This is a genomic window from Leeuwenhoekiella sp. ZYFB001, from assembly GCF_011784865.1.
In the GTDB taxonomy this organism is placed as follows: Bacteria; Bacteroidota; Bacteroidia; order Flavobacteriales; family Flavobacteriaceae; genus Leeuwenhoekiella; species Leeuwenhoekiella palythoae.
In genome coordinates this window covers 2166770-2181223 of the sequence record NZ_CP050460.1, presented here as the reverse complement: position 1 = coordinate 2181223, position 14454 = coordinate 2166770, and the positions used below count along the sequence as shown (strand labels likewise).

General features: G+C 39.4%; 16 protein-coding genes and 1 tRNA gene. 6 read left to right on the top strand and 11 right to left on the bottom strand.

Going from position 1 to position 14454, the window contains the following annotated elements:
• Nucleotides 1-85 precede the first annotated feature (85 nt).
• Nucleotides 86-1720 carry an amidohydrolase gene (locus tag HCN54_RS09495; RefSeq protein WP_167597588.1) on the top strand — a complete coding sequence of 545 codons (1635 nt, stop codon included), beginning with the start codon at nt 86-88 and terminating at the stop codon, nt 1718-1720.
• A 3-nt stretch (nt 1721-1723) separates the two neighbouring features.
• Here HCN54_RS09495 and HCN54_RS09490 read toward each other — a convergent pair whose 3' ends face one another.
• The 5 genes from HCN54_RS09490 to HCN54_RS09470 all read right to left on the bottom strand — a co-directional run bounded on the left by HCN54_RS09490 (nt 1724) and on the right by HCN54_RS09470 (nt 6385).
• Nucleotides 1724-2365, bottom strand: coding sequence for a hypothetical protein (locus HCN54_RS09490; RefSeq protein ID WP_167597587.1), 642 nt, complete (start codon nt 2363-2365; stop codon nt 1724-1726).
• A gap of 156 nt (nt 2366-2521) precedes the next feature.
• Nucleotides 2522-3442, bottom strand: a complete 921-nt coding sequence (locus tag HCN54_RS09485) for a YeiH family protein (RefSeq protein WP_167597586.1) — start codon at nt 3440-3442, stop codon at nt 2522-2524.
• Between the two features lie 70 nt (nt 3443-3512).
• Nucleotides 3513-4397, bottom strand: coding sequence for a LysR family transcriptional regulator (locus HCN54_RS09480; protein WP_167597585.1), 885 nt, complete (start codon nt 4395-4397; stop codon nt 3513-3515).
• Between the two features lie 288 nt (nt 4398-4685).
• Nucleotides 4686-5810: a lactonase family protein gene (locus tag HCN54_RS09475; protein ID WP_167597584.1), complete on the bottom strand. Its 1125-nt coding sequence runs from the start codon at nt 5808-5810 to the stop codon at nt 4686-4688.
• 188 nt (nt 5811-5998) lie between these two features.
• On the bottom strand, nt 5999-6385 hold the full coding sequence (locus HCN54_RS09470; protein WP_167597583.1) for a winged helix-turn-helix transcriptional regulator: 387 nt from the start codon (nt 6383-6385) through the stop codon (nt 5999-6001).
• A gap of 105 nt (nt 6386-6490) precedes the next feature.
• Here HCN54_RS09470 and HCN54_RS09465 point away from each other — a divergent pair, with 105 nt between their 5' ends.
• Nucleotides 6491-7072 (top strand): NAD(P)H-dependent oxidoreductase, encoded by a 582-nt coding sequence (locus HCN54_RS09465; protein WP_167597582.1) that lies wholly within the window; start codon nt 6491-6493, stop codon nt 7070-7072.
• 10 nt (nt 7073-7082) lie between these two features.
• Nucleotides 7083-7601: a peroxiredoxin-like family protein gene (locus HCN54_RS09460; RefSeq protein WP_167597581.1), complete on the top strand. Its 519-nt coding sequence runs from the start codon at nt 7083-7085 to the stop codon at nt 7599-7601.
• An 88-nt stretch (nt 7602-7689) separates the two neighbouring features.
• Here the strand turns inward: HCN54_RS09460 and HCN54_RS09455 are convergent, their stop codons facing one another.
• Nucleotides 7690-8490: an MBL fold metallo-hydrolase gene (locus HCN54_RS09455; RefSeq protein ID WP_167597580.1), complete on the bottom strand. Its 801-nt coding sequence runs from the start codon at nt 8488-8490 to the stop codon at nt 7690-7692.
• Nucleotides 8491-8562: 72 nt separating this feature from the next.
• A complete protein-coding gene (locus HCN54_RS09450; protein ID WP_167597579.1) occupies nt 8563-9024 on the bottom strand; it encodes a GNAT family N-acetyltransferase in 462 nt (153 codons plus the stop codon).
• Between the two features lie 130 nt (nt 9025-9154).
• On the opposite strand from HCN54_RS09450, the gene HCN54_RS09445 reads away from it, so the two are divergent.
• From HCN54_RS09445 to HCN54_RS09435, 3 genes are all read left to right on the top strand, one after another.
• Nucleotides 9155-10330, top strand: coding sequence for a trans-sulfuration enzyme family protein (locus HCN54_RS09445; RefSeq protein WP_167597578.1), 1176 nt, complete (start codon nt 9155-9157; stop codon nt 10328-10330).
• Between the two features lie 56 nt (nt 10331-10386).
• Nucleotides 10387-11103, top strand: coding sequence for a bacillithiol biosynthesis deacetylase BshB1 (gene bshB1 / locus HCN54_RS09440; RefSeq protein ID WP_167597577.1), 717 nt, complete (start codon nt 10387-10389; stop codon nt 11101-11103).
• Between the two features lie 87 nt (nt 11104-11190).
• Nucleotides 11191-11266: transfer RNA gene (locus HCN54_RS09435), tRNA-His, on the top strand.
• Between the two features lie 59 nt (nt 11267-11325).
• On the opposite strand, the gene HCN54_RS09430 is transcribed toward HCN54_RS09435, so the two are convergent.
• The 4 genes from HCN54_RS09430 to HCN54_RS09415 form a co-directional block, all read right to left on the bottom strand.
• Complete coding sequence (locus HCN54_RS09430) at nt 11326-11865, bottom strand: DUF1697 domain-containing protein (protein ID WP_167597576.1); 540 nt, start codon at nt 11863-11865, stop codon at nt 11326-11328.
• Nucleotides 11862-12470 carry a GNAT family N-acetyltransferase gene (locus HCN54_RS09425; RefSeq protein WP_167597575.1) on the bottom strand — a complete coding sequence of 203 codons (609 nt, stop codon included), beginning with the start codon at nt 12468-12470 and terminating at the stop codon, nt 11862-11864. Before HCN54_RS09425 ends, HCN54_RS09430 begins: the two co-directional genes overlap by 4 nt.
• Nucleotides 12471-12563: 93 nt before the next feature.
• A complete protein-coding gene (locus HCN54_RS09420) occupies nt 12564-13610 on the bottom strand; it encodes a M28 family metallopeptidase (protein WP_167597574.1) in 1047 nt (348 codons plus the stop codon).
• Nucleotides 13611-13711: 101 nt separating this feature from the next.
• Nucleotides 13712-14413, bottom strand: a complete 702-nt coding sequence (locus HCN54_RS09415; RefSeq protein ID WP_240924842.1) for an HAD family hydrolase — start codon at nt 14411-14413, stop codon at nt 13712-13714.
• Nucleotides 14414-14454: the final 41 nt, after the last annotated feature.

Here is a 14454-nt window from a genome sequence, read left to right as displayed (position 1 = left end):
TAAATTTTAAAAAACTCCCTTTTTAGGGAGTTTTTTTGTTTTACAAGATGATATCTTAATTTGTACATTCGCCAAAAATTTGACTATGCGCGCTATACTTTTAGGTTTTACCATTTTTACTTTATTGCTGAGTTGTGATCAAAAACCGACTGATAAAATGGAAGTAGATTCTATTTTTTACAACGGAACGGTTTACACCGTAAATACTGATTTTTCTAAGGCGGAAGCTTTTGCGGTTAAAGACGGGAAGTTTGTCGCAGTAGGGCTAACAGATTCTATTCAGGCAAAGTATTATGCAAAAGAAACGGTTGACCTTAAGGGTAAAACCGTGCTTCCGGGATTGATTGATGCGCATTGTCATTTTTACCGCTTTGGCGAAAGTCTTCAGAATGCAGATTTGGTGGGAACTACAAGTTACCAAGAGATCCTAGAACGCCTAGTAGCTTTTCACGAGAAAAAACCTTCCTCTTTTATTTTTGGTCGTGGTTGGGATCAAAACGATTGGGCGGTTAAGGATTTTCCGAATAAATCAAAGCTAGATTCTGTTTTTCCTAATACACCTGTTGCTTTACAGCGTATAGATGGCCACGCGCTTTTGGTGAATCAAAAGGCTTTGGAACTGGCTAAAATAGATAAGAATACGCAAATTGAAGGTGGTGAGATCATCAAAGAAAATAGTAAAGTAAGCGGCGTACTCATTGATAATGCAATGGATTTAGTTTACGCAGTAATGCCAAAATTAAGTCGGGAGCAAAGCATTCAGGCTTTAAAAGATGCGCAACGTTATTGCTTTGATTATGGTTTGACCACGGTGAATGATGCAGGACTTGATCGTGCCACAATTATGTTGATCGATAGTCTTCAGCAAGCCGATGCCTTGAGTATGCGTATGTATGTGATGATCAGTAACAGTCCGGAAGATGTGGATTACTTTATAGAAAACGGAATTTTAAAAACCGAAAAGCTCAATGTCCGCTCGGTAAAGGTGTATGGTGATGGTGCTTTAGGTTCGCGTGGTGCCGCGTTACGCGCGCCGTATTCTGACCGCCACGATCACTATGGAGCGATGGTTACTCCGGTAGAAGATATCAAAGCCTTAGCAAAAAAGCTTGCCGCAACAGATTTCCAGATGAATACACACGCGATTGGAGATTCTGCAAATACAGTAATCTTAAACGCTTATACCGAAGCTTTAGAAGGTCAATCTGATCGCCGCTGGAAGGTAGAACACGCGCAAGTTATTTCACCTGATGATTTTAATTATTTTGATGATAATATTCTGCCGTCTGTACAACCTACCCACGCAACCAGTGATATGTATTGGGCAAAAGACCGTTTAGGAGAGCGCAGAATGAAAGGAGCATACGCCTATAAAAAACTGCTTGACGAAGCCGGAATGATCGCCTTAGGTACCGACTTTCCCGTAGAGCAGGTAAATCCATTTTACACGTTTTATGCCGCTGTAGCCCGAAAGGATCTAGAGCATTATCCGCAAGACGGATTTCAGAAAAAAGATGCGCTTTCGCGTGAAGAAACCCTGCGCGGTATGACAATTTGGGCTGCTTATTCTAATTTTGAAGAAAACGAAAAAGGTAGCATTGAAGCCGGTAAATTTGCAGATTTCATCGTGATGGATCAAGATATCATGACCATCGAAGAAGACGCTATTCCTGATTTGGAAGTGAATCAGACTTGGTTAGGAGGTAAGCAAGTAAAATAAGTATTAGATGCAGCTATTTTTAGAGTAGGAGTAAACAACTCTGTCTAACTCAGTAATTTTACCATCTGCATCAATACGCAAATGAACTTGGTCACTTTGGTAGGGAAGACAGCCACTTACAAGTTCAGAAACTAAAAGTTCAAAGTGATCATCAGTTGCCTTTATAGCTCCTATTTCTTTAATGTCTAAACTGTGAAAATAACCGTTAGCGTTAGCCCAAAGTATTGCCTCAGAACGGGTGTCTATCGTGCCTAGAAATGTCAATAATTGTTCCGGCGTATTTAGGATAGTGTTGTTATCGCCTTGCTGAAGTTTAATGTATAAAAAGCAATAGGAGGGCAGACAGCTTCCGGCGAAACCAAACGGAGTTTCGAGCGTGTTGAAGGATTCAATACACGCATCAGTATTTGACGCATTCACACAAAGACTTCCCTCAGAAACGATGAGCTCTTCATTTCCGGGGACATCAAAAGAGTACAACAGCTCATAGTAATCGTAAGCAATATTTGTAGTAAGATCGGCATAGGGAAAACGCTCAGTGATCGATTCAAACTGAGACAGATCAACGCTTATAGCTTCGTCTTTACTGCATCCTAAGCTTATCAAAAGAATAAACAGGAATAGATAATTGTAGATTTTATTCATAAGTAGATATTTTCAATCATATCAAAATTTGCGCTTATTTATATGATGTTCAGTTGCTTAAATGGTTGCGTTCCTAATGTGATTTACTCAATAATCCGGATTAAAAACTAAAAAAGCTTCCTGCGGAATTTTATTATACTGAAAAAAAATACTACTTCAGTACAGAATAAACAACAGTGAAAACGTAGCAATAAAGATCCATAGCACTAAAGCTAACGCCACAGGTTTGAGTCCGATGGTTTTAAAATCTTTCAACGATATGTTGATACCTATTAAGAGAAGCGATACAAGCAATAATCGTTTGGACAGCAATACTAATCCTTCGGCCCAAAGTTCAGGTAGGAGGTGATAGCTGTGCGCTAAAATGGCTAGTACGAAAAAAATGATAAAATACGGTACGCGTACGCGTTCGTTTTTCGTCTTAAAATAAAACATAGAGAACACCGCCATTGGGATGATCCACAACGTACGGGTAAGTTTTACGGTGGTTGCAATTTTGAGCGCCTCTTCGCCATATTGCAATGCTGCGCCAACTACAGAACTCGTGTCGTGTATCGCCACTGCGCACCAGATACCAAATTGCTCTTGACTTAAATGAAATGCGTGCCCTAACACCGGGAAGATAAATAACGCAATAGCATTCAGCATAAAAACTATCGCCAGTGAAACGCTTATGGTTTTTGCATTGGCTTTGATCGCGGGACTGATCGCGGCGATTGCGCTTCCGCCGCAGATAGCCGTTCCTGAGGTGATCAAATGGCCCAGACGCAAATCTATTTTTAGGTACTTGGTCAATATAAATCCCAGAAAGACCGTAAGAACGATGGTACTCAACGTTAGACTGAAACCTTTGCTTCCGGTGGCGATGGTTTCAGAAATAAACATACCAAAGCCCAGCCCGATCACTGCAAATTTGAGCAAGTAATTTATAGCCTGATGCTGCTGTTGCCGGTAGGGTGTTGTGAAAAATAAATTGAATAGAAAACCAGCAATTAAAGCTAATGGACTTGTAAAGGCCCCGCTTAGTGCTAGTAGGATCAGTGCGAAGAATATAAGCTTAGAATAACGACTTTTCATATCAATAATTTGATACAAAAATACGTTGACTGAAATGCCTTTGAGGAATCTTATTTGTTCTTATAGATAACTAAAAGTTATTTCTTTTTTGAATGAAGCGCTCCAGATAATCTATATTTTTAGAAAGATAACCCGTGCGGCGTACAAAGTAGAACCAGCGCTCGATACTGAAGTTTTTAATATCTATGATTTTGAGACGGTTATTCTTTAAATCGTCTGCGACTGAATGAATAGAGAGTAGCGCAAAGTGTTCAGAATGATATAAAAAGTTCTTGATGGCTTCTGTGCTGTTAAACAAAATATTTCGATCAATAGACTTGATCTGGTGTTGCTGTAAGAACGAATCAATAACCTCCCGTGTTCCTGAGCCTGATTCGCGTGAGACCAACGGTAAATCTTTTAATTTTTTCAATGCGATCGCATTTTCTTTAATGCTGGTATTTGTGGCATTGGTCACCAACACGATCTCGTCTTTTAAAAATTTGGTGTACGATAATTTGTTGTTGTTGGTATTGCCTTCGGTTATGCCAAAATGAATTTCTTCTTCTAAAATAAGCTTCTCAATATATTCAGTATTAGCAGCTCGAATACTAAACTTTGTTTTGGGAAATCTTAAGTTGTATTGAGCGATCACTTGCGGAATCACATAGTCAGACAAGGTGGTGCTCACCCCCATATCAATGGTCTCAGGAAAGGCTTCGTTTTTATGCGTGAATTGCTCGTCCATTTCCGCATAAATGCTCAGGATCTTTTGCGTATGAATGAGAAATGCTTTGCCTTCTGCGGTAAGCTCAATGGCATTACGTTTGCGGACAAAAAGTGTGGTCTTAAATTCTTCTTCAAGACTTTTGATCGCTTTAGAAACTGCCGGTTGCGAGAGATAAAGCTGTTCGGCGGCCTTTGTAAAACTCAAATGCTTTGCCACCACTTTAAAAATCTGAAGTTTTGTACGCATATTTTTTTCAGATTGCTAAACGACCCAACTTTTTCCAACAAGCATCCAAGAGATCAACGTTTGTTTTTTACCTGTTTGGGAATCTATTTTATGAATTCGCGGCGTTAAGAATACAGTGATTACCGCGCACGTTGCAGCTTTAACTGCGCCCTCAAAACTTGGAAATAACCATTGTAGCGTATACCAAATTCCTATGTAGCAGATAAAAGATGCAAGTAAGCTTAGAAATATAACCGTAAAACGATTCATGGTTGTAAAATTTTGTTTCAGATAAGATAAAAAATAGATCTAATCAAACAAAATACACACAGGTTTAGGAGCAGCAATTTCAGAAGCATACGTTAATAATCCAGTTTCAGGATCTCTGGTATAGGATACCAAGTTATTGCTGTTTTGATTCGCCACGATCACAAAATTTTGATCTGGTGTAATCTGAAAGTTTCTAGGATCTTTTCCTTTGGTAGGCTCGTTAGCGATTAATGAGAGCGCCCCTTGATCATCAACTTCCAAAATAGCGATACTGTCGTGTCCGCGATTTGAAGCATAAATAAACCTACCATCATCGCTGATGTGAATATCTGCTGCTTTGCTGTATTCGGAAAATCCCTCGGGTAATATTGAAGTAACTGCTAAAACGCTGTATTGACCGTTATCCTTACCAACCTGTGCAATGGTGTTGTCTAGTTCGTTCAAGACATAGATAAATCCGTTGGAAGGATGAAAAACCAAATGTCTTGGGCCCGCACCTTCCGGGAAGTCTAGCTTCTGATTTTCTGCGGGTTCTAGTTTTTGAGTTTCAGTATTGATCTTAGAAAACCATAATTGATTGGTTCCTAAATCAGCCGAAACAATTCCGCTTTCTTCAGGTAAAAACCATACAGAATGTGCATGTGGACCTTCTTGACGATCGGTGGTTCCTTGACCTTCATGTTGTTCTACATCTAAAAGCGCAGAAAGGCTGCCGTCTTTTTCATTCAGTTTTAATAAGCCCAAGTTCCCGCCACTATAATTGGCTACCAGAACATCATTATTCTCATTAAGCGTTACAAAACAAGGGTGCGCACCGCCTGTTTCGGTTTGCGATAATTGAACTAAGCTGTCATTTTTAACCTCGAACGAAGTGATCATTCCGGGGTCGTCTTCATTTACAGCAAGCAGCGTATGCTTCGTAGCACTTAAAGCCAAAAAAGATGGATTAGAAGTCGCTGTGACCAGTACAGGTTTTGTGAAGGTGCCGTCGTCTTCTATACCGGCTTTGTAAATCCCTTGACTTTCACCATCAGTATAAGTGCCTAGATAAAAGGTTGTGCGCGGGGAAGCGGCGGTATCAGTCATATCAGTTTCAGATTTCTTTTCGGTGTTTTTACAAGAAAGAAGGGTACACAAACTCAGTCCCAACAGTGCTGCTTTCATAAAAAATAGTGCTTTTAGTACGTGCGTAATTGCATTTAAAAGTACTGTTTTTACAGGGCAAATTCATATTAACCTGCAAATAACACGTGTTTGGTATTACAATTTTTTTGGCTTTGTCAAAAAGATATTAAGCGCATGGCGTTAAATGAGGTCGTTTACTCGATAGTTGGAACTAAAAACTTTTCCGTCTATATATTTTTATAAGCGGGCTTTCTTCCATTCTCTATGATTCTACATTGTTCAAAATCCATTTCGGGATAAGCTTCATTTGCCCAATCACTTAACATTCTTAAAACAGGTAAAAGTCCAAGTGCTTTTTCGGTTAATGAATATTCAACTCTTGGTGGAGTTTCTGCAAAAGATTGTCTCAAAAGTAATCCATCGGTTTCTAATTCTTTCAGCTGATTAGTCAGCACCTTTTTTGAGATTGTAGGTATTAGCGTATTCAGCATTCCAAATCGCATAGAACCATTTGATAATAAGTATAAAATAATCGGTTTCCATTTGTTGCCAATTACGTTCATCGTATGCACAAGGGAACAAGCATTTGGGTTATCTATATATTTTCTTGCCATTAGTTACTTTTTAGTTACCACTATTTATCCAAATTCAAACACGTTAGTTTCAAATATGAACCAATAATAGTTTCTTTGTGAAACAAATGTAATTAAAATTTCAAAATGAAAAATATTTTTATCATCAATGGTCATCAGAAATATCCATTTTCTGAAGGGAAATTAAACGCAACTTTAACTGAAAAAGCGGAAAGCTACTTTAAGAGCAATGGTTACAATATCAAGAAAACTACGATGGAAGACAATTATGATGTCAATGAAGAAATTGAAAAGTTCAAATGGGCAGATGTGGTCTTTTTTCAAACACCATTAAACTGGATGGGTGTAAGTTGGTCGTTTAAAAAATACATTGATGAAGTATTTTCGATGGGTATGATGGGCGAAATGTCTGCTGGTGATGGCAGAAGTAAAGAAGCCCCCAAGAAGAATTATGGATTGGGTGGAAAGTTAAACGGAAAGTACATGATGTCAGTAACCGCTAATGCACCAAAAGAAGCTTTTAACAATCCAGAGGAAACATTTTTTAATGGAATAAGCGAAGATGAACTTTTAAAGCCAATGCATCTCAATTTTAAGTGGTTTGGTTTTGAACCATTACCAACATTTATGGCATATGATGTAATGAAAAATCCAGAAATAGAGAATGATTTCATTCGATTTGAAAATCATTTAAAAGCAAACTTTTAAAACTTTGACAATGAACAGACCAACACCAAAGCATACAGCACCAGATTTAAAACTTCCATTATTAGATGGAAATCAATGGCATTTAGCAGACCAAAGTCCGGATAATTTTACTTTAGTTGTTTTTTACCGAGGCTTACATTGTCCATTGTGTAAAAATTACTTACAACAACTACAAGAGTTGTTACCCGAATTTGAACAAAGAGGCGTGAATGTAGTAGCAGTAAGTATGGATACCGAAAAGAGAGCTAGACTTTCTCGTCAAAAGTGGGAATTGTCTAATCTTACTTTGGGCTATGGTTTATCTGAAAAATCAGCAAGAGATTGGGCTTTGTATTTAAGTGCTGGTGTAAAAGCTGGTGAGCCAAGTGAATTTAGTGAACCGGGATTGTTTTTAATTGACAATAATAATCAAGTTTATTATTCAGCTATAAACAGTAATCCTTGGGGAAGACCATATTTGCCGTCTTTTGTAAAAGCGGTAGATTATATCGTTCAGTCAGGCTATCCTGCAAGAGGTGAAATGCTTTAATTCTCAAGTGTGTTGATAAAGGAAAATCGATAAAAATGGCAGAAAAAAATCCCAACGTGTTGCATTGGGATTTTTATTTTTTTAGGATTTACTCGGCCCCGTTGGGATACCAATCTAAAATGATCACTTCTGTGCCCACATCAGCAGAATCTACAATACCTTTAAATTGATCTACATCGCTCAAACCATTTTGACCTCTAAAATGATACGGGTAAGCTTCTTTGGGTTTAAAATCTATGACCGCATCAGCGGCGCTAGTGACCGGCATCGTGTACGGAAGATTCATACAAATAAAAGCTTTGTCAATATTTTTCAAATTGCGCATTTCTGGGATGTCTTCAGTATCCCCTGAAAAATAGACGCGCATTCCATCTTTTTCAATAAGATAACCATTTCCGCGGCCTTTGGTATGAAATTGCTTGGCTTCCTCTCTAAGATTATACATTGGGATCGCGGTAAGCGTGTAGCCATCCCAAGTTTGTGTTTCGTCATTAGCGATCACAGTCACTTGCTCTTTGATCGCACCTTTTAATTGATCAACTACTGCTTGTGGTGCAAAAATAGTCGTGCTACTATCAGCAACAGCGGTTAAGGTTTCTTCGTTAAGGTGATCGCCGTGAATATCAGTGATCAGGATCACTTGAGGTTTTGGCTTGTTTTCAAAAGCTTTGGCACCACCCACAGGATCAATGTAAAACACGTCTTCGCCAAAATCAAAAATAGCAGTGGCATGTTCAATAGGTGTTATATTAAACTCAGCTTCGGTGGTTGCTTCAGTGGTCATCGCGGCTTCTTCTGAAGCTAAAGAAGACTCATCTTCTGCTTTATTTTGATTCTTACAACTGTATAGTGTGGTTATTGCTAATGCAACTAAAACTAGATTTTTCATAATAGGTATTATAGGTTTCTACCTAAAGGAAAAAAGAATCAAGCTGAATTTGTATTAAAGAATTTATAAACTTTAAAACCGGATCTCCATTTTAATGTCGGCACGGGCGTAGGGATTGGGATGCTCTAGCGGAATTTCTTCAAAACCAAATTTACGATAGAGATAGATCGCATTTTCTAGTTTTCGGTTAGAATATAACAGAAGTCGATCTAAGCCTTTTTGTTGTGCAAAGTCAAGCGTATAGCGCAACAATTGCTGTCCTATTTTTTGCCCGCGCAGGTTGGCATCTACCGCCATTTTAGTCATCTCAAAAATGCCGTGTTCATCGGGCATAAGGGCAACCACCCCAACCACTTTTTGATTTTGAAGCGCAACAAGAATTTCTCCACCGGGTTGAATTATAAAGCGATCGGGATCACTCAAAACCTCGTCGTCGTGTGGTTCTACCACAAAAAACTGCTCCAACCAATGTAAATTAAGCTGTTTAAAAGCTTGGGCATAGTTAAGCTGGTAAGTATCAAAAATTAGTTTCATAGGATAATTTAGGAGCGCAAAGGTACTACAGAAGCACATGCTGACTGCATTTTTAGAACGAATTCAAGCCCACACCTCCAATTGTTCAATAGGCTTTTTGTAAATTCGAATCAGACAAAATAATCCTATTATGGCCGATCGAAAATTAGGTTTAAATACCATTTGCACTCACGTGGGTGAGGTTGAAGATACTCAGTTTAAAGGAGCGATCTCTCCAATTTATATGTCTACATCGTATGCATATGAAGATGTTGCAGTTAAACGTTATCCGCGTTATTTCAATACCCCTAACCAAGAGATGTTAGGCAAAAAAATTGCTGCATTAGAAAGCACAGAAGCAGGAATGATCTTTGGCAGCGGGATGGCGGCAGTAAGTACCACATTGCTTGCTTTTTTAAATGCTGGTGATCATATTGTGTTGCAAAAAACGCTTTACGGCGGAACGTTTAACCTCGTGGAAGAAGAATTCTCTAAAATGGGAATCGAGTACACTTTCACTTCGGGTCTCGAGCAGGCCGATTTTGAGGCCGCTATTCAAGATAACACTAAGGTGATTTATATTGAAACGCCATCAAACCCCTTGATGACTATCACAGACATGCAAATGGTTGCAGACATGGCCAAGGCTAAGGGAATCGTTACGATGATAGATAATACGTTTGCCTCGCCGGTAAATCAGAATCCGGCAGATTTTGGGATCGATATCATGATTCATAGCGCAACAAAGTATATGGGCGGACATAGCGATATTCTTGCCGGTGCGGTCGCTTGTTCAGAAGTGCATATGGATAAGATCTGGAATAAAGCTAAAAACCTGGGTGGAAGCTTAAGCGATTTTTCGGTATGGATGTTAGAGCGTAGCTTAAAAACCTTAGTACTCCGCGTAAAGCAGCAGAATAAGAATGCGAAGAAACTGGCCAAATGGCTTGATCAAAACGGACACGTGAAAGCGGTTTATTATCCCGGATTAAAAACACATCCTGATCACGAGTTGGCAAAAAAACAAATGCGAGGCTATGGCGGAATGCTTTCTTTTGAACTTTCAGATGAGTTGGATGCTCCTGCGTTTATGAAAGAATTAAAACTGATCAAACCTTCCATGAGTTTAGCGGGAGTAGAGTCGACCATTCTCTCGCCTACGCAAACTTCGCACGCCTTGTTAAGTGCTGAAGAGCGCGAAAATCAAGGTATCGCAGATGGTTTATTACGTTTTTCGGTGGGGATTGAAGAAAAAGAAGATCTTATCGCAGACCTTAAGCAGGCTTTGGAGAAAGTGGTGAAAGATAGTTTGGATTTTAGCATATAAGTTAGGTTCGCTGCAGCGCATCGACAGATTAGGGATCATTATTAAAAGCAACACAATTGAAATTAGATATACTTGCCATTGGCGCGCATCCTGACGATGTAGAACTGTCGTGCAGTGGTGTTCTTGCAAAAGAGGCCAGTCGCGGAAAGAAAACAGGAATTCTAGATCTTACACGAGGCGAATTGGGCACACGAGGTTCGGCAGAAATACGAGATCAGGAAGCTGCAGCGGCAGCTAAGATCTTAGGTTTAAGCGTACGCGAAAACATTGCTTTAGCTGATGGTTTCTTTATAAATGATAAAGAATCGCAGCTGCGCATTATTGAGATCATACGTAAATACCGTCCGGAGATTGTGCTGTGTAATGCCATTGATGATCGGCATATTGATCACGGTAAAGGGAGCAAATTAGCGAGCGACGCCTGCTTTTTAAGTGGTTTGAAAAAGATTGAAACCCGTCTAGATGGTAAAGCTCAGGAAGCTTGGAGGCCTAAACACGTGTATCATTATATTCAATGGAAAAACTTGCAACCTGATGTTGTGGTAGACATCAGCGGCTTTATGGATGTTAAGATGAAATCTGTTCTTGCGTATGCATCCCAATTTTATGATCCTAATAATCCAGATAATAATACGCCTATATCAAGCAAGAACTTTCAAGATAGTGTAAAGTACAGAGCGCAAGACTTGGGCAGACTTATTGGGACTGACTATGCCGAAGGTTTTACTGTGGAACGCTATCCTGCTGTAGATTCAATTTTTGATTTGATCTAAAATTTTTTAAATAAATGTATTGCTCATAATGCGGATTTGCATTACATTTGCACCCGCATAAATCGCTAGCGAAATATGCATTTAAATGGTGGTTGTAGCTCAGTTGGTTAGAGCGCCTGATTGTGGTTCAGGAGGTCGTCGGTTCGAGACCGATCTTCCACCCGAAAGTAAAGATCCTCACAGCAATGTGGGGATCTTTTCGTTTATACTCTCCTTACACTGCTATTCTGAAAGCGTAATCAACTTCATTACCGTTTTCCAGTTCCGAGTGGTGGCGCTGACTTTAAGTTTTTTCTCAAACAGAGCGTTTGAGAGTTTGGTCTTATGGTATTTCCCGGGAATGTTTAAATAAATAAATGTATTTTGGAGATGGTATTGATCTGGAGAAAGATCAATTTCTTGTAAGGCTTCGGCAAGCGATTTCTCAGGTTCTTTATTTAAAAAGCTAAGATGTAACTGTGATAGGGGAGTAGCTTCGGTAACAAACGGATTATTCTTTACAGCGTGTTGAAGCGTTTCTGCTGTCAAGCAAATCACAGGAACTTCAAAACCAAAACGTTCTAAAATTCCATTTTGTATTCTTAGGGCAAGTTTCGCAGTATCTTCTAAATCAGCTTCAAAAATGATATTTCCGCTTTGAATATAGGTTTTAACCTGCTCAAAACCCAGATCTGTCATCAATTGGCGTAGCTTGGCCATTGGGACTTTTCGGTTACCGCCTACGTTTATTCCGCGTAATAATGCAATTTTTGTTGAGCTCATAAGCCTGAATTATAGGTAAGCATTTTGTAGTCTAAATTTTTCTTGACGCCGTGCCATTCTGAATTAGTTATAGAAAACACAACTGTGTCTCTGTAGCTTCCATCTGCATTAATGCGGTGATTGCGCAACACACCATCCTGTTTTGCGCCCAGTCTGGCGATGGCTGTGCGCGATCTAAGATTAAACCAGTCAGTTACTATTTGAACAGCGATACAGTTAAGTTGTTCAAAGGCATAAGCAAGTAATAAGCGTTTGCAGGCGGTATTCACACCGGTGCGCTGAAGACTTTTTGCATACCAGGTGTAACCAATTTCCAGTCGTTTATGCTGCGGTTGCATCCCGTAGAACCGTGTACATCCTATGATTTTTCCGCTTTGCGCATCAATAACGCTAAAAGGATATTCTTCCCCTTTTTTTTGTTGTTCAAGCGCAGTGGCGATATACGCATCTATGGTTTCAGCAGAAGGCACCGAAGTGTACCACAACTCCCATAAACTTCCGTCAGATGCTGCGGCGAGCAAGCCATCGCGATGCTCACGTTTCAATGGTACAAGTTTAACTGTGGCATCTTCTAATTCTAACGGATGGGCAATCCATTTTTGCATAACCTGTGGGTTTTGATTTGTGTTATAAAACTACTTCATAAGCATAAAAAAAGCCTCTAAAAAGAGGCTTTTGTATCTAGGAGTGCTTTGTAATTATGGTGCTTTATCAACGATGATGCGATCTTCGCGATTGGCCAGTTCCCAAGCGGTTAAGAAAACAAGCTGTGCGCGTTTTGCCAGCATTGGGTAATTGATCTTATCTGGTGTGTCAGTTACTTTATGGTAATCCTCGTGGGTTCCGTTGAAATAGAAGATAATAGGTACACCTTGCTTAGCAAAGTTGTAGTGATCAGAACGGTAATAAAAACGATTAGGATCGTTCTCATCATTGTAAGTATAATCAAGATCGATGTTCATATATTTATTATTCACGGCAGTAGAAATACTATCTAACTGTGTGCTTAACTTATCTGAACCTATTAAATAAATGTAATTTTCGTTGTCTTTGTGTGCATCATCAACACGGCCAATCATATCAATATTTAAGTCAGCCACGGTATTTTCAATAGGGAAAATAGGGTTTTCTGCATAATAGCGTGAACCGTAAAGTCCTTTTTCTTCTCCGGTTACGTGCAAGAAAACAATAGAGCGCTGTGGTCTGTAACCTGCTTCAACAGCTTTGTTAAATGCCTCGGCAATCTCCAGAACACCAACTGTTCCAGAACCATCATCATCAGCACCATTAAATACTTCACCATCATCACGTACACCTACGTGATCTAAATGTGCAGAAATAACAATATATTCTTCTGGTTTAGTATTTCCCTTGATGTACGCCACTACATTTTCTGAAGCTTTGATCCCGCTTCCGGCTCTGAAAAAACTTTCAGGAACAATCTGAAAATACGAGTCTTCTAACGCAGATGGAATATCCTGATCGATATAGTAGTCTTTAAGATAAGCTACTGCCTTCTTTTGTCCCGGTTCACCGGTGTTACGACCTTCAAATTCATCTGAAGCATAAACGTAAAGCATTTCTTTTAACTCATCTGCAGTAATACTTTCGGCATACGGCATTGGGTCAACATCGGTAAGGGTTACCTCTTTACCAGAATGATTTGAAGATTCGGTCATTTTTGGGCCGCAATTTACCAGCATAACACTGGCAAGAACGCCGGCCATATAAACAATTTGTTTCATAGGTACTTTTAATTAAAGCGTTAAAAATACGCTTTTAGTAAGGTTGTTTTTATTTAAATGAAAAGATTTTACAACGAGTAGCGCTGATATTTTTAGTTTCTTTAAAACTGAAGGTAAAACGCTCCATCATCTGACTTTGTAAGTTGAATGTTTTTATAATCGGTCATAAAGTGTTGAATTCTTGAAATACGCTCAAACTCGTCAGGAGTGTGTGTAGTGTTTAAGATCACCGATTGTGCGTTTCCGTTGGCAGCTGCCTGAGCTCCGGTAGGACTGTCTTCAAAGATCACACAGTCTTTAAGATCAACCTGAAGCCGCGCTGCAACCATCTCAAAAACTTGAGGATCCGGCTTCCCGCGATCAACCATATCAGAGTGCACCACGGTTTGAAAATACGGCTCCAACTGTAGCGCTTCAACGGCAAATTCAGCATTTTCTTTAGGAGCCGCAGTACCAATTCCCATCGGGATTTTTAAAGCTTTTGCCGTATCTAAAAATTGCTGTAGTCCGGGAAGCATTCTGATTTTATCTGCATAGATCTCTCGATAGGCAGCTTCTTTGTCCCAAGCGATCTGTGCAATTTCTTCCGCAGTAAAACGGTCACCAAAAAGGCGCTTAATGATCTCGTTATTCACGCCGTGAATGTCACGCTTTACTTCGTCTAGTGTCATTTCAAGACCTAGCTCTTTGAGTTTCTTTTGCCAAGCGCGATGATGAATCATCATATTATCGATCATCGTCCCATCCATATCAAAAATGAGTGCTTTGACCGCTATTTTATCTGGGGTTTTGGTGGTTTTCAAAGTTTATATTTTTAGTAATGTGCTTCAAAGATAATGAGAAT